Origin of the sequence: Buttiauxella agrestis (genome assembly GCF_900446255.1) — a bacterium.
In the GTDB taxonomy this organism is placed as follows: domain Bacteria; phylum Pseudomonadota; class Gammaproteobacteria; order Enterobacterales; family Enterobacteriaceae; genus Buttiauxella; species Buttiauxella agrestis.
This window is the reverse complement of record NZ_UIGI01000001.1, coordinates 4,620,106-4,644,411: the sequence shown is the minus strand read 5'-3', so window position 1 is coordinate 4,644,411 and position 24,306 is coordinate 4,620,106. Positions and strand designations below refer to the sequence as shown.

The following is a 24,306-nucleotide window of genomic DNA, read 5'->3' as shown; positions in this document are numbered from 1 at the left end:
CCCTCTCATCCTCCCGCCTCCTCCCCCATAAAAAACAGCAGGGTGGAGGATTCATGAAATGTATTGATCCGTCATAGTCCGACACATCTTGAATCACCTGCCAATCAGCAGCGTGACGGAATGAAGGGAGAAGTACATGGCAAGCGTACAGCTACGGAACGTAACAAAAGCCTGGGGTGACGTGGTGGTATCGAAAGATATCAACCTGGACATTCAGGAAGGTGAGTTCGTGGTTTTTGTTGGACCGTCAGGCTGCGGTAAATCCACTTTGTTGCGCATGATTGCGGGGCTGGAAACCATCACCAGCGGTGATTTGTTTATCGGCGATACCCGTATGAATGACATTCCGCCCGCTGAACGCGGCGTCGGCATGGTGTTCCAGTCTTATGCTCTTTATCCCCATCTTTCTGTTGCTGAAAACATGTCCTTCGGGCTGAAGCTCGCGGGCGCGAAGAAAAGCGATATCAATCAGCGTGTCACCCAGGTTTCAGAAACTTTGCAACTGGGACATTTATTAGAGCGTCGCCCGAAAGCCCTTTCTGGTGGGCAACGTCAGCGTGTGGCGATTGGTCGTACGCTGGTGGCTGAACCCCGCGTTTTCTTGCTCGACGAACCTCTTTCAAACCTTGATGCGGCACTGCGTGTGCAGATGCGCATTGAGATCTCCCGACTGCATAAGCGCCTTGGCCGCACCATGATTTACGTCACCCACGACCAAGTCGAAGCGATGACGCTTGCCGACAAAATTGTGGTGCTGGACGCCGGGCGTGTCGCGCAGGTTGGCAAGCCGCTTGAGCTGTATCACTACCCGGCTGACCGTTTTGTTGCGGGCTTTATCGGCTCGCCAAAAATGAACTTCCTGCCGGTGAAAGTCACCGCCACGGCTATCGATCAAGTGCAGGTTGAATTACCGAACCGTCAGCAAGTCTGGCTGCCGGTTGAAAGCAAAGAAGTTCAGGTCGGCGCCAATATGTCTCTGGGGATTCGCCCGGAGCATCTGCTGCCAAGCGACATCGCTGACGTGACCCTTGAAGGTGAAGTACAGGTTGTCGAGCAGCTCGGCCATGAAACTCAGATTCATATCCAAATCCCCGCCATCCGTCAGAACCTGGTGTACCGCCAGAATGACGTGGTGTTGGTAAAAGAGGGTGCCACATTCGCTATTGGCTTGCCGCCAGAGCGCTGCCATCTGTTCCGTGAAGATGGCACTGCTTGTCGTCGGCTGCATCAAGAGCCAGGTGTTTAAGCATTCCCATAAAAAAGAAAAGCAATGATCTCAGGAGATAGAACGATGATTACTCTGCGCAAACTCCCACTGGCAGTCGCCGTAGCAGCAGGCGTTATGTCTGTTCAGGCAATGGCAGTGGATTTCCACGGTTATGCCCGTTCTGGTATCGGCTGGACCGGTAGCGGCGGCGCACAACAGTGCTTCCAGGCAACTGGTGCTCAATCTAAATACCGTCTTGGTAACGAATGTGAAACCTATGCGGAATTGAAATTTGGTCAGGAAGTCTGGAAAGAAGGCGATAAGAGCTTCTACTTTGATACCAACGTGGCTTACTCCGTAGCACAGCAGAATGACTGGGAAGCAACCAGCCCGGCATTCCGTGAAGCAAACGTGCAGGGTAAAAACCTGATTGATGCACTGCCAGGCGCAACTATCTGGGCCGGTAAGCGTTTCTATCAACGTCATGACGTACACATGATCGACTTCTACTACTGGGATATTTCTGGTCCGGGTGCAGGTCTGGAAAACGTAGACGTAGGCTTCGGTAAACTTTCCCTGGCTGCAACACGTTCTACTGAAGCGGGTGGTTCTTCTACATTCGGCAGCGACAATATTCGCGATTACACCACAGCGACTGCGAACGACGTCTTCGACGTGCGTTTAGGTCAGATGGAAGTTAACCCAGGCGGTACGCTGGAATTCGGTGTTGATTACGGTCACACCAACGTTAACGACGACTACTATCTGCAGCCAGAAGCCTCTAAAGATGGCTGGATGTTCACCGCAGAACACACCCAGAGCATGCTGAAAGGCTATAACAAGTTCGTTGTACAGTACGCGACTGACTCCATGACCTCGCAGGGTAAAGGCCTGTCTCAGGGTGGCGGTATTGGTCTTGGCAACAACGAAGACGGTAGCCCGTACGCTTATGGCATCAACAACAACGGTCACTTGCTGCGCGTTATCGACCACGGTGCTGTGACGCTGGCTGACAACTGGGACCTGATGTATGTGGGTATGTACCAGGACATCAGCTGGGATAACAACAACGGCACCCAATGGTGGACCGTCGGTATCCGTCCAATGTACAAATGGACGCCAATCATGAGTACCTTGCTGGAAGTCGGTTACGACAACGTGAAGTCCCAGAACACCGGCGACACCAACAACCAGTACAAAATCACCCTGGCACAACAATGGCAGGCAGGCGACAGCATCTGGTCCCGTCCGGCAATTCGTGTCTTCGCAACTTATGCGAAGTGGGATGAGAAATGGGGTTATGACACCACTGGCAGCGCTGCTGGCAACCCAAACTTTGGCAAAGCAACCAGCGACGGCTTTAACGGCATGTCCTTCGGTCGCGGCGACAGCGATGAGTTCTCCTTCGGTGCCCAGATGGAAATCTGGTGGTAATACTGCTTTAACCTGATGTTATGACTCGATGAGGGGCTCGCCACTGGGCTCCTCATCATTATTACCCTTGTATGCCAATACTCGTTTCAGATGAAAAGCGCTATTGCCTGGCTACCTTTTCATCGACTTCCACTCGAGGTTATAACAATGAAAATGAAAAAAAGTCTCGTCGCAATCTGCTTATCAGCGGGATTGTTTGCAAGCCTGCCAGCCGTAAGCCTGGCTGACGTCAACATCGTTCCACAGGATATTTCGGCCGCTCCCGCCGTCCCAGCTTCTGCACTCCAACAGTTGCAATGGACGCCAGTGGATCAGTCGAAAACCCAAACTACCGATCTTTCTATCGCCGGACAGCGTCTGAGTGCTGGCGATATTACTGGCCCCGTTGCGGCTTATAGCGTGCCGGCCAATATTGGTGAGCTGAACATTACGCTGACCAGTGAAGTGAAACAAAATGGGGTATTTGCGCCGAACGTGTTGGTTCTTGACCAGAACTTGACGCCTGCTGCCTATTTCCCGTCGAGCTACTTTACCTACCAGGAGCCTGGCGTGATGTCAGCCGACCGCCTGGAAGGGACGATTAAACTGACGCCTGCGCTGGGTCAGCAAAAAGTATATTTATTAGTTTTCACCACCAACAAAGACACACAGCAAACCACCAAAATGCTCGACCCGGCAAAAGCCTATGCAAAAGGCACGGGTAACGCTGTACCGGATATTCCAGACCCGATTGCCCGCCATACCACTGACGGCCTCTTGAAAGTGAAAGTCAAAACCTCTTCAAGCTCCAGCATTCTGGTTGGACCGTTATTTGGTTCATCCGGCCCAGGCCCGGTCACTGTGGGTAATACCGCAGCGCCAGCCGCAACATACGTTGCCCCGGTAGCCGTTGCCGCGCCAGTGGCGGCACCCGCCGCAGCAGCACCTGCCAAAAAATCTGAGCCAGTGCTAAGTGACACCGAAACGTACTTCAACCAGGCAATCAAAGATGCAGTAGCGAAAGGCGATGTAGACAAAGCCCTGAAACTGCTCGACGAAGCTGAACGCCTGGGATCGACGACTGCCCGTAAAACTTTTATCAGCAGTGTAAAAGGCAAGGGGTGACCGTCTCCCCGCAGTGCTGATGTTTGAGGTTTGGTGCGCCGCCTGGCGCACCTTTTTTCCTTCTTCATCCTTCAAGTTGACTCGGCATTGTTAAACGCTTGTTGTGCTTTTCCTGCCCCGCCATACCTATTCTGCGTTACAATGACTTTCGGTTTTGTTTCGGAGAAATTCACATGTCTGACGCGCTTTCGCCACTGCGCGCCTTACGCTTTGAGGCTACGATCCCCGAGGGGCTGAGTGCATCGCTTCTTGACTGGTTGTTGCTTGAAGATTCAATGACCCAGCGCTTTGAACAATATTGCTCGCGAGTCAGCGTGCGTATTGTGCGTGAAGGTTTTTTCGATTCGCGCGCCGATATCCCCGAAGCTGATTTGCTGCCTGAAGCCAAACGTTACTGGTTGCGTGAAATCATGCTCTGCGGTGACGATGAACCCTGGCTTTTGGGGCGAACCATCGTTCCTGAATCTACCCTCGAGGGGCCAGAGCTTGCATTGCAGCAACTCGGAACCACACCTCTTGGACGTTACCTGTTTAGTGCATCTTCCCTGACACGGGATTTCATTGAGATTGGCCGCAATGAGGAGCTGTGGGGGCGTCGTTCCCGCCTGAGATTAGCCGGAAAACCATTAGTGCTGACCGAGCTGTTTCTCCCCGCATCCCCGCTGTATGTAGAGGAAAAATAATGGAGTGGAGTCTGAAACAAGGCAAATGGCAGGCGTATCAACGCCTGATGCGGCTTGATAAGCCGATTGGCTCGCTTTTATTACTATGGCCCACGTTATGGGCGTTGTGGTTAGCGACACCGGGTGTGCCGCCGCTGACCATTTTATGTGTGTTCATCGCTGGCGTCTGGATGATGCGCGCTGCGGGTTGCGTGGTAAACGACTACGCCGATCGTAAATTTGATGGGCATGTCAAACGCACTGCGCACCGGCCACTGCCGAGTGGGGCAGTCAGCGAGAAAGAAGCACGCATCTTATTTGCTGTGTTGGTTCTGCTGTCGTTTTTACTGGTGCTGACACTCAATACCATGACAATTTTGTTATCGGTAGCGGGGCTGGCATTAGCCTGGGTTTACCCGTTTATGAAACGCTATACCCACCTGCCGCAGGTGGTGTTAGGTGCGGCATTCGGCTGGTCAATCCCAATGGCATTTGCTGCGGTGAGTGAGTCTGTTCCGCTGAGTTGCTGGTTGATGTTTTTGACTAACATCTGCTGGGCCGTGGCTTACGACACCCAATATGCAATGGTCGATCGCGATGACGATTTAAAAATTGGCATTAAATCCACGGCGATACTGTTCGGGCGCTATGACAATTTTATCATCGGTGTTTTGCAGGTTTCGGTGATGGTACTGCTGGCAGTGATTGGCTGGCTGAACGGGTTGGGCGGGGCGTTTTACTGGTCGATTGCTCTGGCGGGCGCGCTATTTATCCATCAGCAACGTCTGACTGCGAACCGCGATCGTGACGCCTGTTTCCGTGCATTCCTGAATAATAACTACGTTGGGCTGGTGTTGTTTATAGGCCTGGTGCTGAGTTACCTGCACTTTTGATATCAAAAACTAAATGGCGGATGGCACTTCGTTTATACGCCCTACAAGTCTAAAAAAACAGGCGGGTTTCCCCGCCTGTTTCGTTTTACTCAGTCGCAGCCTGCGAGGTTGCACTTTCAATCGTCAAACGCACATCCGGCATGATCAGTTCAGCCAGCATCTGGTAGACCTTCATGGTTTCGGTTGGCTCCGCATCCCCGGTATCGCTGATATAGCCTTCATCACGCAGGGTTAATACCAGCGAGGTGAACACGGCTTTATCAAAGAACTCCGGTGCGTTAATACCATGCAAAACAGACAAGCGCTGGGCAACGGTGCGGCTTTCGCGCTCCAGTGTCCCGCGGTTGATGGACGGATTAGCGCTCAACAGCCAGAAAGTAATCGCGTAACGTTGCAGTGTTTCACGAACACCCGCAGCCAGAAGCTGCATAGTGCGTGAACGAGCCGGGTTAATCAGTACTTCATCACCCGCAAGAGTAATCAGTTCCTGACGAACCATCTCATTGAGCAGCGCGTCCATTTCACTGACAAGCTGCGCCTTTTCCCAGCGCAGGAAAAGCTCAGCTTTCAGCATCGGGTAGAGTAATTCGACCTGACGCAGAAGCTCTCCGCGTGAAATGTGGCGATGCTGCGTGATAATCGCGGCCAGCAGAGAAGGCAACACCAGCATATGCAAGATGTTGTTACGGTAATAAGTCATCAGTACCGCCTGCTCACGCGGCAGAATGATGATGTCACCGATAGTATCTTTCTCTACTTCAAACTTGTTCATTTGCAACGCGTGTTCAATCAGTGCTTCTGCTGACTGGTCTGGCGTAGTCGCATCTGGTGAATACGGCACATTACGCAACAGGCTCAAGTAGCAATTGAGCTGCTCGGTCAATTGTTCACGAGTAAGTGAACGCTGACGCGACGCAAGTAATGCGGTACAGCACAGGTTCATGGCATTTGCCGCCCCTGCATTGTTGATACGCACCATCAACTCGGCAGCAATTTCATTGACCGTTGGCGTCAGCCACGCCGGGCGAATCGCTTCGATTGGATCGATTGAATCACGCCACTCAGGAACACGCTGATTGAGGAATGTCATCAACGGCATCGGTTCGCCGAAGTTCACATAGCCCTGGCCGAGGTTACGCAGCTTGCTCAGCCCGCGCACCATCTGCATAAAGCTCTCTTTTTCTTTAGTCGCACCGCGCAGTTCTTTGGCGTAAGTCCCCACTTCCATTACATGCTCGTAGCCAATGTAAATTGGCACCAATGTAATTGGACGAGTACCGCCGCGCAGCATGGCCTGAATGGTCATCGACAGCGTGCCGGTTTTCGGGTCAAGCAAACGCCCGGTACGGGAACGCCCACCTTCCACAAAGTATTCAACGGAATAGCCACGGCTAAACAGCTCGCCAAGATATTCACGGAACACGGTGGAATAGAGTTTGCTGCCTTTAAAGGTACGGCGAATAAAGAACGCGCCCAGGCGACGGAAAATCGGGCCTGCTGGCCAGAAATTCAGGTTGATACCCGCCGCGATGTGCGGAGGAACTAACCCCTGGTGATAAAGCACGTAAGACAGCAGCATGTAGTCCATGTGGCTGCGGTGGCAGGGCACATAGACAATCTCGTGGCCGTCATGAGCCAGTTGGCGCACACGCTCAGCGTTGTGAACGTTAATGCCCTGGTACAAACGGTTCCACGTCAGACCTAACACGCGGTCGGTCAAACGAACGGCTTCATAAGAGAAGTTGGCCGCAATTTCTTCCATCAGCGCGACAGCATTTTGCTGCGCCTTTTCATGGGAGATTTTCTTGCTACGCGCTTCGTCTTCTACCGCGCGGGCGATAGCTTTTGATGCCAGAAGTTTGTTAAACAGATCCTGGCGTACCGGCAGACGCGGCCCGACAGTCGCCAGGCGCTGACGTGCGAAGTGCATACGTGCCACTCGCGCCAGTTTCTGAGCGATTTTTTTATCTGTACCGTGATCGGTTGCCATCTGGCGCAGCGAAACCGGTGCAGAAAAACGCACAAAGCTGTCGCGGCCAAGCCAGGAGACGGCGAAGAATTTCTGAATGCCGTTGAGCATTCTTAATGGCGGATTCACTTCGCCTTTTTCGCGCCCCGGTGAACGGCCAAACATGACCGAAACAGGCACCATCTGCACATCCAGATTTGGATTGCTACGGTGCAAATCGAGGTAATCATGGAACAGCTTGATCGACTCTTCTTTTGGCGTGTAATAAGTGAATACACGCGGCCCGCCATGGATAAAGACATAGCGCGGCAGCACCGCTCCGTCGATTTCTAACGGCTCGAGAGGGTCGGGCAAGTTATGCGCGAGGCATTGAGCGCGCAGGGTTAATAAGTCCGCCTTTGAGTTATAGGGCAGCACGTACATTATTGGACGTGTGGGATCTAAGCCCAGTTCGGCTTGTGGATCTGCCGGAATAGACTTGCTCTTTACCAGAACGCCTAATGGTAAATTAAGTAATTTGTAGTAGATTCTTGGCCAGCCTGACATAAACGATGTAAAGCCTCAGGTTAATGATGCAAATTCGCCGCAAGAATATCAGAATCTGACCCAGATTTCTGTGGCGTTATAATTTTGACAAGCATTGATGCAAATAATTTGAAAAGGTTGCCCAAAATGGCGAGTAGTACCACTGGACTTACCCGTATTATCAAAGCTGCAGGCTATTCATGGAAAGGGCTAAAAGCGGCCTGGATCAACGAAGCTGCTTTCCGCCAGGAGGGCGTTTCGGCTGTCATCGCCATCGCTATTGCCTGCTGGTTAGATGTTGACCCTATTACCCGTATTTTACTGATTGGTTCAGTCGTGCTGGTGATGATTGTCGAAATCCTCAATAGCGCTATTGAGGCCCTCGTTGACCGTGTTGGTACTGACTATCACGAGCTTTCCGGGCGAGCGAAAGATATGGGCTCAGCCGCTGTATTAATCGCCATTATCCTTGCAGTAATTACCTGGGTCACGCTGCTTTGGCAGCATTTGCGATAGTCTTTCCAGAATAGTTAAGTGCCTGGTTTTTTGCTTAATTTGTGGTTCCAAATTCGCCTTTAACTGTATATACTCACAGCATAACTGTATAAACACCCAGGGGGCGGAATGAAAGCGTTAACTACCAGGCAGCAAGAGGTGTTTGATCTTATTCGGGATCATATCAGCCAGACCGGCATGCCACCGACACGTGCCGAGATTGCTCAACGTCTGGGGTTCCGTTCACCGAACGCTGCTGAAGAACATTTAAAAGCTCTCGCCCGTAAAGGCGTGATTGAGATTGTTTCCGGCGCTTCGCGTGGCATTCGCTTGCTGGTGGAAGAGATCACCGGCATCCCGCTGGTTGGGCGCGTCGCTGCGGGTGAACCACTCCTTGCGCAGCAGCATATCGAAGGCCATTACCAGGTAGATCCTTCACTGTTCAAACCGAATGCCGACTTCCTGCTGCGCGTCAGTGGGATGTCTATGAAAGACATCGGTATTATGGACGGTGATTTACTGGCGGTGCATAAAACTCAGGATGTGCGTAACGGCCAGGTTGTGGTGGCGCGCATTGATGATGAAGTGACAGTTAAACGTTTGAAACAGCAGGGGAATACCGTTCACCTGCTGCCAGAAAACAGCGAATTCGAGCCGATAGTGGTTGACCTGCGCGAGCATAACTTCTCGATTGAAGGGCTGGCTGTTGGCGTAATTCGCAACGGTGACTGGCTGTAAAATCTCTTTAGGTGATGCGCATTTAAGTGCGCATCACTGTCTTAATTCTCTTTGATCTCCTTCAGGAGAGGTCATGCAATTATTCTCCACAGCGGATCGTGCGCTCTGGCGCCTCGCTTTACCCATGATTTTCTCCAACATTACCGTCCCGCTGCTTGGCCTTGTCGATACCGCCGTTATTGGTCATCTGGATAGTCCTGTTTATTTGGGCGGCGTTGCCATTGGTGCGACAGCAACCAGCTTCCTGTTTATGTTATTGCTGTTTCTGCGCATGAGTACCACCGGCTTAACCGCCCAGGCCTTTGGTGCAAACAACCCCTCCGCTTTAGCTCGCGCACTGGTTCAGCCTTTATTGCTGGCACTCGGAGCGGGTATTGCCATTGTCTTGCTGCGCGAACCGCTAATCTCACTGGCTCTGCGTATTGTCGGTGGTAATCAGGATGTGCTCTATCAAGCGCGACGTTTTCTTGAGATTCGTTGGCTAAGCGCCCCGGCTTCCCTGGCTAATTTGGTCTTGCTCGGCTGGTTGCTGGGCGTTCAATACGCACGCGCGCCGGTTATCTTGTTAGTGGTCGGTAACGTTCTGAATATTGTGCTCGACGTGTGGCTGGTGATGGGGCTGCATATGAATGTTCAGGGGGCTGCACTCGCTACCGTCACGGCTGAATACGCCACATTTATCATCGGCTTGCTCATGGTGAAAAAGGTCATGGGCCTGCGTGGAATCAGTGGTGAAATACTCAAACAGGCTTGGCGCGGTAATGTTCGGCGCTTGTTGGCGCTTAACCGTGACATCATGCTCCGCTCGCTGTTATTACAGATTTGCTTTGCCTCCGTGACCATCTTTGGCGCGCGTTTGGGCAGTGAAATCGTCGCGGTGAATGCGGTACTAATGACGTTGCTGACCTTCACCGCTTACGCGCTCGATGGTTTTGCCTATGCCGTTGAGGCGCATTCCGGGCAGGCTTATGGGGCCAGAAATCGGGGGCAATTACTCGAAGTCTGGGGGGCTGCATGTCGCCAGGCAGGTTTAGTCGCGCTGGCATTCGCCGCCGTTTATGCCTTGTTGGGTGAGCAAATTGTTTCCCTTTTGACGTCAATTGCTGAGCTGCAACGGCAAGCGGATATCTATTTGTATTGGCAGATAATTTTACCCGTTGTCGGCGTGTGGTGCTATTTGCTTGATGGCATGTTTATTGGTGCAACTCGAGGGACTGAAATGCGCAATAGCATGGCTGTCGCGGCGTTGGGCTTTGGCCTGTCGATGTTTACCGTACCGTATTTAGGCAACCACGGGCTGTGGCTTTCGCTGGCTGTATTCCTTGCGTTACGAGGTTTGTCGCTGGGCTGGATATGGCGTCGCCACTGGCAGAAAAACACCTGGTTTAACAATGTTCAAAATTAAGCCGTTAGGTTAAACATTCTTAGTTTTCCCCATACCGCCATATCCTTGACTACAATTATTTCCACGTCCAGCAGAAACAGGGTGTCAGCCAAACGGAAGCACCCGGACGATGGTAATTTTTTGTTAGTAATTTTTCACCGAACGATGAGGATATTATTATGAATAAAGACGAAATCGGCGGTAACTGGAAACAGTTCAAAGGCACAGTAAAAGAGAAATGGGGCAAACTGACTGACGATGATATGACCGTCATTGAAGGGAAACGCGATCAGCTTGTCGGCAAAATCCAGGAACGTTATGGATATGAAAAGGATAAGGCAGAGGAAGAGGTCGTTGATTGGGAAACTCGCAACAAATACCGTTGGTAATTAGTTTCCCTCAGATGTGTTAACTCTCAGCCCTGCCCAGGTACACGGACGTACCAAATACCCTAACGCGACTTCTTCTTTGACTGAATCGAATGGTCATGCCCACACGCTTCCGGGTGGCTACACGCTTCAACCTCCGCACAAGCACTGCACAATCCATGCGCCTCAATAACATTATGATGCAGAGCAAAGCCTGATTGGGCTGCTAATTGCTGCATAATATCTTCTACGCCTTCCGCACCCTGTTCTTTCACCGCGCCACATCGGTCGCAGATAAACATGGCTGATGAGTGAGTCGGTTGATCAAAAAGATGGCATAAAACATAGCTGTTGGTTGACTCTACACGGTGTACAAAACCTTGTTCGAGAAGAAAATCGAGCGCACGATACACCGTCGGGGGTTTAGCTTGCGGTTCGCTGGCACGCAGTAAATCCAGCAAGTCATAAGCGCTGATTGCACCTGCCTGCTGTGTCAGCAAACGCAGCACTTCAAGGCGTTGTGGCGTCAGGCGCACATTACGCTGCTCGCATAGTTTTTCAGCCTGCGCTAACACGTTTTGTGAAGTCGTGATGTCCATCAGCATTCCCCTGTAGATTAGCCCTACACTTTACCACAATGCGCAAAAAACGCCGAATGGTGCGCCATTCTGGTCACATCCTTTTGAGATGACTATCCCGGAGTTTGTTATGAATAAACCTGATTGCATTCGCCACTGGAAAGAACTGGAAGGTGAAGATGATTCAACCTATCCCGATAGCACTGAATTATTTTCCATTGGCGCGCCGCTGGCTCGCAAACTAGGTTTAACACGCCTGGGGATTCATCACGAACGCCTGCTACCCGGCCGCCGGACTTCTTATCCCCATGCCGAAAGCAGTGAAGAAGAGTTTGCTTATGTCCTGGAAGGGCATCCACAAGTGTGGATTAACGGGCACCTCTATGCGCTGGAACCAGGTGATAGTGTCGGTTTCCCGGCAGGGACAGGCGTTTGCCATACTTTTATTAATAACACCGAACATGAAGTTCGGTTGCTGATTGTCGGCGAAGCCAATAAAGCGGAAAACAGAATTTACTACCCCTTAAACCCCTCTTACGCAGCACAACGTAAAGATCGCTGGATTGACCATCCGCCGCAATTCTTTGGTCAGCATGATGGTCTGCCTTCCCGAAAAACGAACGGTAAACTATAAATAAGTCTGCAAAGGAATTTTGAACCGATAATCCTGATGGATAGAAACAGGATTTCTATGGGCGAAACAGCTCACTTTTTAACTTTTTATTCACAGCAATAGTCTGCCTGCGTTCAGTCATAACTGGCGGGGGCTAGTTATTACAACTGATCAACAGACGAGCGGTGAATGAAAAAAATTAAAAGTTTGGTGGCGCTTAGCGCTGCATCTTTATTTGTGGCAAATCCGGTCTTCGCGGCTGGCACCTGGGCTGAAGCACGTAGTGATGCAATGGGGGGCACAGGTGTTGCCTCCGCAAGTTATGGCAGTGGTGTACTCACCAACCCCGCCTTGCTGGCAAAGGCAAAGGAGGATGACACGGTGACGGTAATTCTGCCGGCGGTCAGCGGGCAAATTACTGATAAAGATAATCTGCAGGATCAGATTGATGAAATTAGCGATAAGGTCGATCAATACAAAAATGTTATCGACGATCTTACCCTGCAGGATATCCTGTTAAACCCAAATGGGTCACTCAATCAGCTTCAGGGGGCGGCGGGCGATCTGGCTGGTGAACTAAACGATCTGAAAGGGAAAACCGCAAACGCTAAAGCGGGGGCGAGCATCGCAGTCAGCATTCCGAATGACGTGCTTTCGGTGGCATTTGTTGCGAAAGCTTATGCGCGTGCGCACGTCAGTTCCTCTATTGATCAACAAGATATTGATTACCTCAACGGCATTGCTAATTCTAATGTTGTTGCAGGTGGGGTGGCGTTGGACGCCGCTATTAACGGCTCCGATGCTATTACCAGCCAGCTGAACTCTACCGCATCAGGTCGCGCTGCTATTGTCTCCGACTATGGTGTAGCGTTGGCGAAGCAGTTTGATCTGGGTGGCGTACCGGTTTCATTTGGCATCACGCCAAAGCTGCAAAAAACCTGGTTATACAACTACACCACGTCGATCTATTCCTATGACAGCAACGACTGGAACAGTAGTCGCTACCGTAATGACGACACGGGTTTCAACGTCGATGCGGGTATGGCAGCCGATTTTGGCGAAAACTGGACGGTAGGTTTGAGCGGTCAGAACCTTGTTTCACGTGACATTGATACCAAAGACATCCTTATCACTAATGGTAGAACCGGTGAGACGGTTAATTACAAAGACACTTACCAAATTCGTCCATTAGTGACCGCAGGTGTCTCCTGGCATAACGACCTCATTACCCTTAGCGCCGATGGCGATCTCACCGAAACCAAAGGCTTCAAAAGCGAAGAAGACTCGCAGTACGTTGGGGTCGGTGCAGAAATTACGCCGCTGTCATGGCTTGCCGTGCGGGCGGGCTATCGCGCAGATGTTAAAGCAAACGATAGCAACGTCTTTACCGGCGGTGTTGGCTTTGCACCCTTTAATCGCGTACATGTTGATTTAATGGGGCTGTACGGCGAGGACCAGACATGGGGTGCAGGCGCACAGCTTAGCGTCACCTTCTGATAAAAATAGCCGTCGGGACGAGCGGGTGTCCCGACGCTGCTTTATGCTATAGTAGCGACCCTTTTTTAACCGTAGCCCGTAAACGCCAGTGCCTATGTCCTCACAAATCAGCCCGACTCCATTCCAGCCACATCGTTTTTCCATTGCACCGATGCTCGACTGGACCGATCGCCACTGCCGTTATTTCTTGCGTCAGCTTTCAAGCCAGACACTGCTGTACACCGAAATGGTGACCACCGGTGCGATTATTCATGGCAAAGGGGATTATCTGGCGTACAGCGAAGACGAACATCCCATCGCGTTGCAGTTAGGCGGTAGCGACCCGGCCGCGCTGGCACAATGCGCGAAACTGGCTGAAGAACGTGGCTACGATGAAATTAACCTGAACGTCGGTTGTCCGTCTGATCGGGTGCAAAACGGTATGTTTGGCGCATGTCTGATGGCGGATGCGCAGCGCGTTGCTGATTGCATCAAAGCGATGCGCGACGTGGTGTCTATCCCTGTCACCGTCAAAACGCGTATCGGCATTGATGACCAGGACAGTTACGAATTCTTGTGCGATTTTATCGGTACGGTTGCCGGGAAGGGCGAATGTGAAATGTTCATCATTCATGCCCGTAAAGCCTGGCTTTCGGGTTTAAGCCCGAAGGAAAACCGTGAAATTCCACCGCTGGATTACCCGCGTGTTTACCAGTTGAAGCGTGATTTTCCGCATTTAACGATGTCGATTAACGGCGGTATCAAATCGCTGGAAGAAGTGAAAGCGCATCTGGAACATATGGATGGCGTGATGATCGGGCGCGAAGCCTATCAAAACCCTGGCCTGCTGACGGCGGTGGATCGTGAGATTTTTGGCATTGATTCGCAGGAAGTCGATACCGTTGCGGCAGTTCGCGCCATGTACCCGTACATCGAGCGTGAACTGGCAAACGGCACTTACTTAGGCCATGTTACTCGCCATATGCTTGGTCTGTTCCAGGGGATCCCCGGTGCGCGTCAGTGGCGTCGTTACCTGAGCGAAAACGCCCATAAAGCGGGTGCCGGAATTGATGTCGTGGAACATGCACTGTCATTGGTTGCTGACAAACGCTAACTTTAGACGGTAATACCTTTGTGAATTGCTCGGGTATTGCGGAGTTGATCACAACCTCGCATCTTTCTGGCTAAGTTTGCGGGTCGCGGGATATCAATTATTTACCAAACCTGACATTATTAACGGGTTGCGAAAACACGAATTCATCGCGCTGTACCCTACATACCGTGCGAACAAAAAAAGAATGGGCTTCCCTCGGGAGGCCCAAATTCTTTTATGGAATCAGTAAACTAGAGCCTTGCGTGCTGCGGCTCTCCAGCGTTGTATGAGCCAGAGCGGCATCGCTCAACGCAAACTTCTGGTTATCAGACACATCGACTTTTATCACGCCGCTGGCAATCAACGAGAACAGTTCGTTGCAGGCTTCCTCAAGCTCTTCACGCGTGGTCACGTAACCATTTAGTGACGGACGAGTAACATACAGCGAGCCTTTCTGGTTCAAAATGCCCAGATTCACACCCGTAACCGGGCCGGAGGAGTTGCCAAAACTCACCATCAAACCCTGGCGCTGAAGACAATCCAGCGATGATTCCCAGGTATCCTTCCCAACCGAGTCATACACCACAGCTACTTTTTTGCCGTTCGTTATCTCTTTTACACGTTCGACAAGATTCTCTTCGCGATAATTAATGGTCTGCCAGGCGCCAGCTTGTTTGGCGCTTTCTGCTTTTTGCGCAGAGCCGACCGTGCCGATTAATTTGGCACCCAACGCTTTCGCCCACTGGCAGGCGATCAGCCCAACGCCACCGGCCGCAGCATGGAATAAGAAAACTTCATTGGCTTTGATATCGTAGGTTTTACGCAGCAGATAATAGACTGTCAGCCCCTTGAGGAACGACGCGGCAGCTTGCTCAAAAGAGATAGCGTCCGGAAGTTTTGCGGCTTTATCGGCAGGCACATTGTGAACGCTGCTGTATGCGCCAAGCCCGGACTGTGCGTACACCACGCGGTCGCCGACTTTAAGATGTGTTACTGCACTGCCAACTTTAGTCACGACCCCCGCAGCTTCTGTACCGAGACCGCTGGGTAGCATCGGCGGCGGGTATAAACCGCTGCGGATGTATGTATCAATGTAGTTGATACCAATCGCTTTATTCTCAACTTGCACTTCGTGTTCTGCGGGGGCCGTTGGGGTGAATTCCGCGACTTTTAGCACTTCAGGCCCGCCGTGTTGACTAAATTCAATGCGTGTTGCCATGAGAACTCCTTCTGTTTCCTCGGAGGGAGATAGAGTAAACTCTCGTCTCTCTTATCTGATTTTGGTAACTCCCTCACTATGGCAGGAAATAAACCCTTCAACAAACCGAAAGAACCCCGCGATCGTCAGATGGAAGGGCTGAAAATGCCGCCACATTCTCTGGAAGCGGAGCAGTCGGTGTTGGGCGGTTTAATGCTGGACAACGAACGCTGGGATAACGTTTCCGAGCGCGTCGTGGCTAACGATTTTTTCAGCCGTCCACACCGCATGATCTTCACCGAGATGCAGCGTTTGCTCGAAATGAGCAAGCCCATCGATCTGATCACGCTTTCTGAATCCCTTGAACTTCAGGGCAATCTGGAAAGCGTTGGCGGTTTCGCCTATCTGGCCGAATTATCAAAAAACACGCCAAGTGCGGCGAACATCAGCGCTTACGCCGATATCGTGCGTGAACGTGCCGTAGTTCGTGAAATGATTTCTGTGGCGAATGAAATCGCCGATGCCGGTTACGACCCGCAAGGGCGCACCAGCGAAGACTTGCTCGACCTCGCCGAATCCCGCGTGTTCCAGATTGCTGAGAGCCGCGCGAATAAAGACGAAGGGCCAAAAAGCATCGACCAGATCCTCGAAGCGACAGTCTCGCGTATCGAAACGCTTTACCAGACACCGCACGATGGCGTAACGGGTGTGGATACGGGCTACCAGGATTTGAACAAGAAAACTGCGGGTCTGCAAAAGTCGGATCTGATCATTGTGGCGGCGCGTCCGTCGATGGGTAAAACCACGTTTGCGATGAACTTGTGCGAAAACGCCGCGATGTTGCAGGAAAAACCGGTGCTGATTTTCAGCCTCGAGATGCCCGGCGAACAAATCATGATGCGTATGCTGGCGTCGCTGTCACGCGTTGACCAGACCAAAATCCGTACCGGTCAGCTCGACGATGAAGACTGGGCGCGAATTTCCAGCACCATGGGCATCTTGCTTGAAAAACGCAACATGTACATTGATGACTCATCCGGCCTGACGCCAACGGAAGTGCGCTCGCGTGCTCGCCGTATCTACCGCGAACATGGCGGCCTGAGCCTGATCATGATCGACTACCTGCAATTGATGCGCGTGCCGTCGCTGTCTGATAACCGTACGCTGGAAATCGCCGAGATTTCGCGTTCCCTGAAAGCGTTGGCAAAAGAGCTACAGGTGCCGGTGGTGGCGCTCTCGCAGCTTAACCGTTCTTTGGAGCAACGTGCTGATAAACGCCCGGTCAACTCCGACTTGCGTGAATCCGGCTCCATCGAGCAGGATGCCGACTTAATCATGTTTATCTATCGTGACGAAGTTTATAACGATAACAGTGACGAGAAAGGCATCGCGCAAATCATCCTCGGTAAACAGCGTAACGGCCCAATCGGCACCGTGCGCCTGACGTTTAACGGGCAGTTCTCGCGCTTCGATAACTATGCTGGTCCTCAATACGACGAAGATTAAATCCTCGTTATCCTTCACGCTGCAAGTGCGTTGGCTGCACTCGCTTACCCTAATCGCTTACTTGTGTAAGCTCATGGGGATTCACGAGTTTGCCGCCTTCTTGCAGCCCGAATGATTTAGAGGATTTGGGCATTCCAATTCCATATACAAAAATTTCGCAAGGAACGAACATGCAAGCGGCAACCGTAAAAATTAACCGCCGCGCTCTGCGACACAACCTGCAACGCCTGCGCGAACTGGCACCAAACAGTCGAATGGTGGCGGTTGTGAAAGCAAACGCATATGGGCATGGTCTTCTGGAGACGGCCCTTACCCTGACTGATGCCGATGCTTTCGGCGTTGCACGTCTTGAAGAAGGTGTTCGATTGCGTGCAGGGGGAATCACTCAGCCCATCCTGCTGCTCGAAGGTTTCTTCAATGCAACCGACCTGCCGACGATTGCCGGGCAAAATTTCCAGACCGCCGTCCACTGTATCGAACAGCTTGAAGCGCTGGAGCAGGCCGAGTTAAGCCATCCGATTGCCGTATGGATGAAGCTGGATACCGGCATGCACCGCTTGGGCATCTTGCCTGAAGAAGCCGAGGCCTTTTATCAGCGCCTTTGCCGCTGTAAAAACGTCAGCCAGCCGGTAAATATCGTTAGTCATTTTGCGCGTGCTGATGAGCCGGAATCTGACGCCACGCTGCGCCAGCTCGATATTTTCAATTCGTTTACCGCAGGCAAACCAGGGGAGCGTTCCATTGGCGCATCTGGCGGCATCCTGTTGTGGCCGGACTCGCATCTGGATTGGGTTCGCCCTGGCATTATCTTGTACGGCGTTTCTCCGCTGGAGCAAAAACCGTGGGGCACGGATTTTGGTTTTCAGCCGGTGATGTCTCTCACTTCCAGCCTGATTGCCGTTCGCGAACACAAAGCGGGTGAAGCGGTAGGTTACGGCGGCACCTGGATTGCGCAGCGCGATACCCGCCTGGGTGTGGTGGCAATTGGCTACGGCGACGGTTATCCACGCGCAGCACCATCCGGTACGCCAGTGCTGGTGAATGGCCGCGAAGTGCCGATTGTCGGGCGTGTTGCCATGGACATGATTTGTGTCGATCTTGGCCCGAACTCAGCAGAAAAAGTGGGCGATAGCGTGGTGATGTGGGGCGATAACCTGCCGGTCGAACGCATTGCAGAAATCACAAAAGTGAGTGCTTACGAACTTATCACGCGCCTGACTTCAAGGGTGGCGATGGAGTATCTGGACTAGTTGTCCTTCCCTGGTTTACATTGGTTGTCCGCGACACTGTAAACCAGGAGAACCTCACCGTGTTTCAAAAAGTTGACGCCTATGCTGGCGACCCAATCCTTTCCCTTATGGAACGTTTCAAAGTTGATCCGCGTAGCGACAAGGTAAACCTCAGCATTGGCCTCTATTACGACGAAAATGGGGTCATCCCGCAGTTACAGGCTGTCGCTCAGGCAGAAGAACGTCTGAATTCTCAACCACATGGCGCGTCGATTTACCTGCCGATGGAAGGCCTGAATACCTACCGCAGCGCGATTGCTCCGTTGCTGTTTGGGGCAGATCACCCGGCTTTGCTCGAAGGGCGTATCGCGACGATTCAAACACTTGGCGGCTCTGGTGCGTTAAAAGTCGGTGCGGACTTCCTGAAAACTTATTTCCCAAATTCCCAGGTCTGGGTCAGTGATCCGACCTGGGAAAACCATGTCGCCATCTTTGGCGGTGCCGGTTTTGCAGTGAACACCTACCCATGGTTCGATTCTGAAACCAATGGCGTGCGCTTCGAGGCATTGCTGGAAACACTGAACATTCTGCCTGCGCAAAGCATTGTGCTGCTGCATCCTTGCTGCCATAACCCGACAGGTTCTGACCTGACTGATGCGCAGTGGGATGTGGTGGTCGAAATCCTCAAAGCTCGCGAACTGATTCCTTTCCTCGACATCGCCTATCAGGGCTTTGGCGCGGGTATGGAACAAGACGCTTACGCCATTCGCGCTATTGCCAGCGCGGGTCTTCCCGCTTTGGTCAGCAACTCATTCTCCAAGATTTTCTCGCTGTATGGCGAGCGTGTCGGCGGACTGTCGGTTGTGTGTGAAAACGCCGAAACCGCGAGCCGTGTATTGGGCCAATTGAAAGCCACCGTGCGCCGTAACTACTCCAGCCCGCCAAACTTTGGCGCGCAGGTTGTGGCTTTGGTGCTCAATGACGAACAACTGAAAGCCAACTGGCTGGCGGAAGTCGAAACCATGCGTCGCCGTATTCTCGATATGCGCCAGGCACTGGTGTCTGTTCTGAAAGCTGAAATGCCAGACCGCAACTTTGACTACCTGCTGCAACAACGCGGGATGTTCAGCTACACCGGTTTGAGCGCGGAACAGGTTGACCGTCTACGTGATGAGTTTGGTGTCTATCTGATTGCCAGCGGACGCATGTGTGTTGCCGGGTTGAACAGCAACAACGTGCAGCGCGTAGCGCAGGCGTTTGCCGCAGTAATGTAAGTACTCACTTACTTCTTTCCCCAAAAGGCGATGTGTGATCATCGCCTTTTTCTATGACAAATCTTGAAAAAAACCTTTCTCTGGCGCTTAGGCCTCGGTATTGTCGATCTGATTTTTGACCACTTGTTCCGATTTATAATCATAAAAATTAACGAGAAAGAGGGAAAATAATGCGTAAGCTAACGATGGCACTGAGTGCCGCGTGTTTGTTACTTGGATTGAATCAGTCTGCTCTCGCAAAAGAATCAGCTCCCGCTCCACTGAATCCTGGCGTCACTGTTGCGCAACTGGCGCAGCAAGTACCTGTGCACTGGGTGTCGGTCGCACAAATCGAAAATAGCCTGTCAGGGCGTGCGCCGATGGCGGTAGGTTTTGATATCGACGACACGGTTCTCTTCTCAAGCCCTGGCTTCTATCGCGGGCAAAAAGAGTATTCACCAGGTAAACCGGATTACCTGAAAAACCCTGCGTTCTGGGAAAAAATGAACAACGGCTGGGATGATTTCAGCATGCCAAAAGAGGTGGCGAAAAACCTGATAGCCATGCACCTGAAACGCGGCGACAGCATTTACTTCGTCACCGGCCGCAGCCCGACTAAAACAGAAACCGTGACTAAAACGCTGCAAAATGATTTCAAGATCCCGCAGGCCAGCGTGAACCCGGTTATTTTCGCGGGCGACCAGCCAGGGCAAAACACCAAAACGCAGTGGCTGAAAGATAAGAAAATCAAAGTGTTCTACGGCGATTCAGACGGTGATATTACTGCCGCGCAGGACGTAGGCGCGCGCGGTATTCGTCTGTTACGTGCTTCTAACTCGAGCTATCAGCCATTGCCAAAAGCAGGGGCATTTGGCGAAGAGGTTATCGTTAACTCCGAATACTAATTTTACCCGTCATACTTCAAGCCGCAGGTGCGTTGGCTACACTCACTCACCCCAGTCACTTACTTTAGTAAGCTCCTGGGGATGAGTTCACTTGCCGCGTTACTCGGCAAAGCCTCGCCTCTGTCGAGGTCAGCGCAAGCGCTGCTCAAAAGGCTAAAGCCTTTTGTCCTTCAGCTCGAATTATTTAGGGTAAAATCGGTTTTAATGACGCTATACCCATCCCGCTGCCGTTTTTTTCATCAAAATCTCCCCGTTGAGTTTTACCTTTTGGCGAGTTGCTCGCACACTTAGAGGTGCTGGTTTCTTAAACTGGCTAGCACATCCTTTTCACGGGAGTCTCTCTAGGGGAATTAAAATGACCAATTCGGAGTTATTGCAGTACTGCATGAACAAGCCCGGAGCCGAACAAGCGGTTCATAGCGACTGGAAAGCCACACAAATCAAAGTGGCAGATGTGATGTACGCGATGGTGCATGACGTGGAAGCGCGCCCGGCAGTGTCGTTAAAGGCAAGCCCGGCACTTGCCGATTTATTACGTGAACAACATAGTGATGTGCATCCTAGCGCGCATTTGAATAAAGCGCACTGGAGCACGCTTTACCTGGATGGCACACTTCCGGACTCGCAGATTTACTACCTGGTGGATGCTTCGTATCAGCAGGCGTTATCGCTGCTGCCTCAGCAAACCAGGCAGCAGCTTTCTGACTGACTATTTCAATTTCAGCAATGGCTTGAGGAAACGAGCGGTATGTGACGCTTCGCACTCTGCGACAGTTTCTGGCGTACCGGAAACGAGGATTTCACCGCCGCCGCTACCGCCTTCTGGGCCAAGGTCCACAATCCAGTCTGCGGTTTTAATCACATCCAGATTATGCTCGATAACCACAATGGTGTTGCCCTGGTCGCGCAACTGGTGCAGAACTTCCAGCAATTGCTGAATATCTGCAAAGTGCAGGCCAGTCGTCGGCTCATCGAGGATATACAGCGTTTGCCCGGTGCCGCGTTTAGAAAGCTCACGCGCCAGTTTTACACGTTGTGCTTCACCGCCCGACAGCGTGGTCGCAGACTGACCCAGGCGAATGTAAGACAAGCCAACGTCGATTAACGTTTGCAGCTTACGCGCCAGCGCAGGTACGGCATCAAAGAATTCACGAGCGTCTTCAATGGTCATATCCAACACTTCGTGGATGCTCTTGCCTTTGTACTTTATTTCCAGCGTTTCGCGGTTGTAACGCTTGCCACGGCACTGATCGCACGGCACGTAAATATCCGGCAGGAAGTGCATCTCAACTTTGATAACGCCATCGCCCTGGCACGCTTCACAACGCCCACCACGCACGTTAAAGCTAAAACGCCCTGGCGTATAACCCCGCGCACGGGACTCCGGCACGCCCGCAAACAGCTCGCGCACTGGCGTAAACACGCCGGTATAAGTCGCCGGGTTTGAACGTGGTGTACGCCCAATCGGGCTTTGGTCGATATCAATAACTTTGTCGAAATGCTCCAGACCATGAACTTCGCGGTACGGCGCAGGTTCTGCAAGCGTTGCACCGTTCAATTGGGTTTGAGCAATCGGGAAAAGCGTATCGTTAATCAGCGTCGATTTACCGGAACCAGAAACCCCGGTCACACAGGTAAACAAGCCGACGGGCAGCGTCAACGTCACATCTTTCAGGTTGTTGCCCTTCGCGCCAACCAGCTTCAACACCTTCTCGGGATCTGCTGGAACGCGGTTTTTCGGCAGCGCAATTTCACGCTTACCGCTGAGGAACTGCCCGGTCAGTGATTCCGGTGCGTCGATAATATCCTGCATCGTGCCTTCAGCAACGACATGGCCGCCGTGAACACCCGCACCTGGGCCGATATCAATAATATGGTCTGCGGCACGGATCGCATCTTCGTCGTGCTCGACCACAATCACGGTATTCCCGAGGTCACGCAGGTGAATCAGCGTTTCCAGCAGGCGCTCGTTATCGCGCTGATGCAGACCAATTGACGGCTCATCGAGCACATACATTACGCCCACAAGACCTGCGCCAATCTGGCTGGCCAGACGAATACGCTGCGCTTCACCGCCGGAAAGTGTCTCTGCGGAACGAGAAAGGGAAAGATAATTCAGGCCGACGTTCACCAGGAATTTCAGGCGATCGCCAATCTCTTTCAAGATTTTTTCAGCGATTTGCGCACGTTGCCCACTGAGCTTCATGTTGTGGAAGAATTCCATCGCATGACCGATGCTCATATCAGAGATCGTTGGCAGCGGCGTGTTTTCAACAAACACATGGCGTGCTTCACGGCGCAGACGCGTACCTTCACAGCTTGCGCATGAACGGTTGCTGATAAATTTCGCCAGTTCTTCCCGCACCGCGGAAGACTCGGTTTCTTTATAGCGACGTTCCATATTATGCAGAACGCCTTCAAACGGATGGCGGCGTACAGACGTATCGCCACGGTCGTTAATATATTTAAATTCAATGCTCTCTTTGCCAGAACCATTGAGCACCACGTTTTTCACGCTGGCGCTCAGCTCATTCCACGGCGTTTCGACATCGAATTTATAATGCTCCGCAAGCGATCGCATCATGGTGAAGTAGTAGAAATTACGGCGATCCCAACCACGAATCGCGCCGCCCGCAAGGGAAAGCTCGCCGTTTTGTACGACACGCTCCGGGTCGAAATATTGCTGCACGCCAAGCCCATCACAGGTTGGGCAGGCACCGGCCGGGTTGTTGAACGAGAACAGACGTGGTTCCAGCTCGCGCATGCTGTAGCCGCAAATCGGGCAGGCGAAGTTTGCCGAGAACAGCAACTCTTCCGCTTTTTCATCGTCCATATCGGCGACAACCGCAGAACCGCCGGATAAATCCAGCGCGGTTTCAAAGGATTCCGCCAGACGCTGCGCGATATCTTCGCGCACTTTGAAACGGTCAACGACCACTTCAATGGTATGTTTTTTCTGTAATTCTAATTTTGGCGGATCCGAGAGATCGCACACTTCGCCGTCGATCCTGGCGCGGATGTAGCCCTGGCTTGCGAGGTTTTCCAGCGTTTTCGTGTGCTCGCCTTTCCTGTCTTTAATGATGGGGGCAAGCAGCATCAGGCGTTTGCCTTCCGGCTGCGCTAAAACGTTATCGACCATCTGGCTGACGGTTTGCGCCGCTAGCGGCACGTTGTGATCCGGGCAGCGCGGCTCACCCACGCGGGCATACAGCAGGCGCAGGTAATCATGAATTTCTGTAATAGTGCCGACGGTTGAACGCGGGTTGTGCGAGGTGGATTTCTGCTCGATAGAAATCGCAGGCGACAAGCCTTCAATGTGGTCGACATCTGGCTTTTCCATCAACGACAGGAACTGACGCGCATAGGCGGAGAGGGACTCAACGTAACGACGTTGCCCCTCGGCGTATAAGGTGTCGAAAGCCAGTGAGGATTTGCCAGAACCCGAAAGCCCAGTCACGACAATCAGCTTGTCGCGCGGAATAACGAGGTTAATATTTTTGAGATTGTGGGTGCGGGCGCCCCGAACTTCGATCTTATCCATTCACCTTTCCCGGTTTAAACGCTTTTTGCCAGGCCGCACAGGAGGCCGCCGACGATCACAAACGGCTAATTATGACACAATAAAACCTGAATGGATATCCAGTGCTTTAATGCAATAATGTATATCCTGCCGACA

At 52.1% G+C, this 24,306-nt stretch carries 21 protein-coding genes; 17 read left to right on the top strand and 4 right to left on the bottom strand.

Translation table 11 applies throughout. The annotated features are described in order from the left end of the window. The first annotated feature begins 136 nt into the window (after positions 1–136). The 5 genes from malK (at position 137) to ubiA (ending at position 5,300) form a co-directional block, all read left to right on the top strand. Complete coding sequence (malK, locus tag DY231_RS21955) at positions 137–1,246, top strand: maltose/maltodextrin ABC transporter ATP-binding protein MalK (RefSeq protein WP_064515357.1); 1,110 nt, start codon at positions 137–139, stop codon at positions 1,244–1,246. Between the two features lie 45 nt (positions 1,247–1,291). Further along, a complete protein-coding gene (locus DY231_RS21950; RefSeq protein ID WP_115631541.1) occupies positions 1,292–2,641 on the top strand; it encodes a maltoporin in 1,350 nt (449 codons plus the stop codon). Positions 2,642–2,788: 147 nt separating this feature from the next. Further along, a complete protein-coding gene (malM, locus tag DY231_RS21945) occupies positions 2,789–3,745 on the top strand; it encodes a maltose operon protein MalM (RefSeq protein WP_115631540.1) in 957 nt (318 codons plus the stop codon). 173 nt (positions 3,746–3,918) lie between these two features. Further along, the gene (gene ubiC / locus DY231_RS21940) at positions 3,919–4,428 is read left to right on the top strand and encodes a chorismate lyase (protein ID WP_115631539.1); all 510 of its coding nucleotides are present in this window, start codon (positions 3,919–3,921) and stop codon (positions 4,426–4,428) included. Further along, complete coding sequence (ubiA, locus tag DY231_RS21935) at positions 4,428–5,300, top strand: 4-hydroxybenzoate octaprenyltransferase (RefSeq protein WP_115631538.1); 873 nt, start codon at positions 4,428–4,430, stop codon at positions 5,298–5,300. Before ubiC ends, ubiA begins: the two co-directional genes overlap by 1 nt. An 85-nt stretch (positions 5,301–5,385) precedes the next feature. On the opposite strand, the gene plsB is transcribed toward ubiA, so the two are convergent. After that, a complete protein-coding gene (plsB, locus tag DY231_RS21930; protein ID WP_115631537.1) occupies positions 5,386–7,815 on the bottom strand; it encodes a glycerol-3-phosphate 1-O-acyltransferase PlsB in 2,430 nt (809 codons plus the stop codon). Positions 7,816–7,941: 126 nt separating this feature from the next. Here plsB and DY231_RS21925 point away from each other — a divergent pair, with 126 nt between their 5' ends. The 4 genes from DY231_RS21925 to DY231_RS21910 all read left to right on the top strand — a co-directional run bounded on the left by DY231_RS21925 (position 7,942) and on the right by DY231_RS21910 (position 10,800). After that, positions 7,942–8,310: a diacylglycerol kinase gene (locus tag DY231_RS21925; RefSeq protein WP_034492402.1), complete on the top strand. Its 369-nt coding sequence runs from the start codon at positions 7,942–7,944 to the stop codon at positions 8,308–8,310. Positions 8,311–8,418: 108 nt separating this feature from the next. Then, positions 8,419–9,027, top strand: a complete 609-nt coding sequence (gene lexA, locus DY231_RS21920) for a transcriptional repressor LexA (RefSeq protein WP_034492403.1) — start codon at positions 8,419–8,421, stop codon at positions 9,025–9,027. A 73-nt stretch (positions 9,028–9,100) separates the two neighbouring features. Next, positions 9,101–10,432: an MATE family efflux transporter DinF gene (gene dinF, locus DY231_RS21915; RefSeq protein WP_115631536.1), complete on the top strand. Its 1,332-nt coding sequence runs from the start codon at positions 9,101–9,103 to the stop codon at positions 10,430–10,432. A 158-nt stretch (positions 10,433–10,590) separates the two neighbouring features. Further along, on the top strand, positions 10,591–10,800 hold the full coding sequence (locus tag DY231_RS21910; RefSeq protein ID WP_034492637.1) for a CsbD family protein: 210 nt from the start codon (positions 10,591–10,593) through the stop codon (positions 10,798–10,800). A 62-nt stretch (positions 10,801–10,862) separates the two neighbouring features. Here the strand turns inward: DY231_RS21910 and zur are convergent, their stop codons facing one another. Next, the gene (gene zur / locus DY231_RS21905; protein ID WP_115631535.1) at positions 10,863–11,378 is read right to left on the bottom strand and encodes a zinc uptake transcriptional repressor Zur; all 516 of its coding nucleotides are present in this window, start codon (positions 11,376–11,378) and stop codon (positions 10,863–10,865) included. A 109-nt stretch (positions 11,379–11,487) separates the two neighbouring features. Here zur and DY231_RS21900 point away from each other — a divergent pair, with 109 nt between their 5' ends. From DY231_RS21900 to dusA, 3 genes are all read left to right on the top strand, one after another. After that, positions 11,488–11,991 (top strand): cupin domain-containing protein, encoded by a 504-nt coding sequence (locus DY231_RS21900; RefSeq protein WP_034492408.1) that lies wholly within the window; start codon positions 11,488–11,490, stop codon positions 11,989–11,991. 168 nt (positions 11,992–12,159) lie between these two features. Further along, positions 12,160–13,467, top strand: a complete 1,308-nt coding sequence (locus DY231_RS21895; RefSeq protein ID WP_115631534.1) for a conjugal transfer protein TraF — start codon at positions 12,160–12,162, stop codon at positions 13,465–13,467. A gap of 94 nt (positions 13,468–13,561) precedes the next feature. Then, positions 13,562–14,560, top strand: a complete 999-nt coding sequence (gene dusA / locus DY231_RS21890; protein ID WP_115631533.1) for a tRNA dihydrouridine(20/20a) synthase DusA — start codon at positions 13,562–13,564, stop codon at positions 14,558–14,560. A gap of 214 nt (positions 14,561–14,774) precedes the next feature. Here dusA and DY231_RS21885 read toward each other — a convergent pair whose 3' ends face one another. Further along, on the bottom strand, positions 14,775–15,758 hold the full coding sequence (locus DY231_RS21885; RefSeq protein ID WP_115631532.1) for a quinone oxidoreductase: 984 nt from the start codon (positions 15,756–15,758) through the stop codon (positions 14,775–14,777). Positions 15,759–15,836: 78 nt separating this feature from the next. On the opposite strand from DY231_RS21885, the gene dnaB reads away from it, so the two are divergent. From dnaB to DY231_RS21855, 5 genes are all read left to right on the top strand, one after another. After that, complete coding sequence (gene dnaB, locus DY231_RS21880; RefSeq protein ID WP_034492420.1) at positions 15,837–17,243, top strand: replicative DNA helicase; 1,407 nt, start codon at positions 15,837–15,839, stop codon at positions 17,241–17,243. A gap of 170 nt (positions 17,244–17,413) precedes the next feature. After that, positions 17,414–18,493, top strand: a complete 1,080-nt coding sequence (gene alr, locus DY231_RS21875) for an alanine racemase (RefSeq protein ID WP_115631531.1) — start codon at positions 17,414–17,416, stop codon at positions 18,491–18,493. Positions 18,494–18,552: 59 nt separating this feature from the next. Beyond that, positions 18,553–19,746: an aromatic amino acid transaminase gene (tyrB, locus tag DY231_RS21870; RefSeq protein ID WP_115631530.1), complete on the top strand. Its 1,194-nt coding sequence runs from the start codon at positions 18,553–18,555 to the stop codon at positions 19,744–19,746. A 170-nt stretch (positions 19,747–19,916) separates the two neighbouring features. Further along, a complete protein-coding gene (aphA, locus tag DY231_RS21865; protein ID WP_115631529.1) occupies positions 19,917–20,630 on the top strand; it encodes an acid phosphatase AphA in 714 nt (237 codons plus the stop codon). Between the two features lie 355 nt (positions 20,631–20,985). Next, entirely contained in the window at positions 20,986–21,339 is a 354-nt protein-coding gene (locus DY231_RS21855) for an MmcQ/YjbR family DNA-binding protein (protein WP_115631527.1), read from the top strand. Here DY231_RS21855 and uvrA read toward each other — a convergent pair whose 3' ends face one another. Beyond that, on the bottom strand, positions 21,340–24,171 hold the full coding sequence (gene uvrA / locus DY231_RS21850) for an excinuclease ABC subunit UvrA (RefSeq protein WP_115631526.1): 2,832 nt from the start codon (positions 24,169–24,171) through the stop codon (positions 21,340–21,342). Between the last annotated feature and the right edge of the window lie 135 nt (positions 24,172–24,306).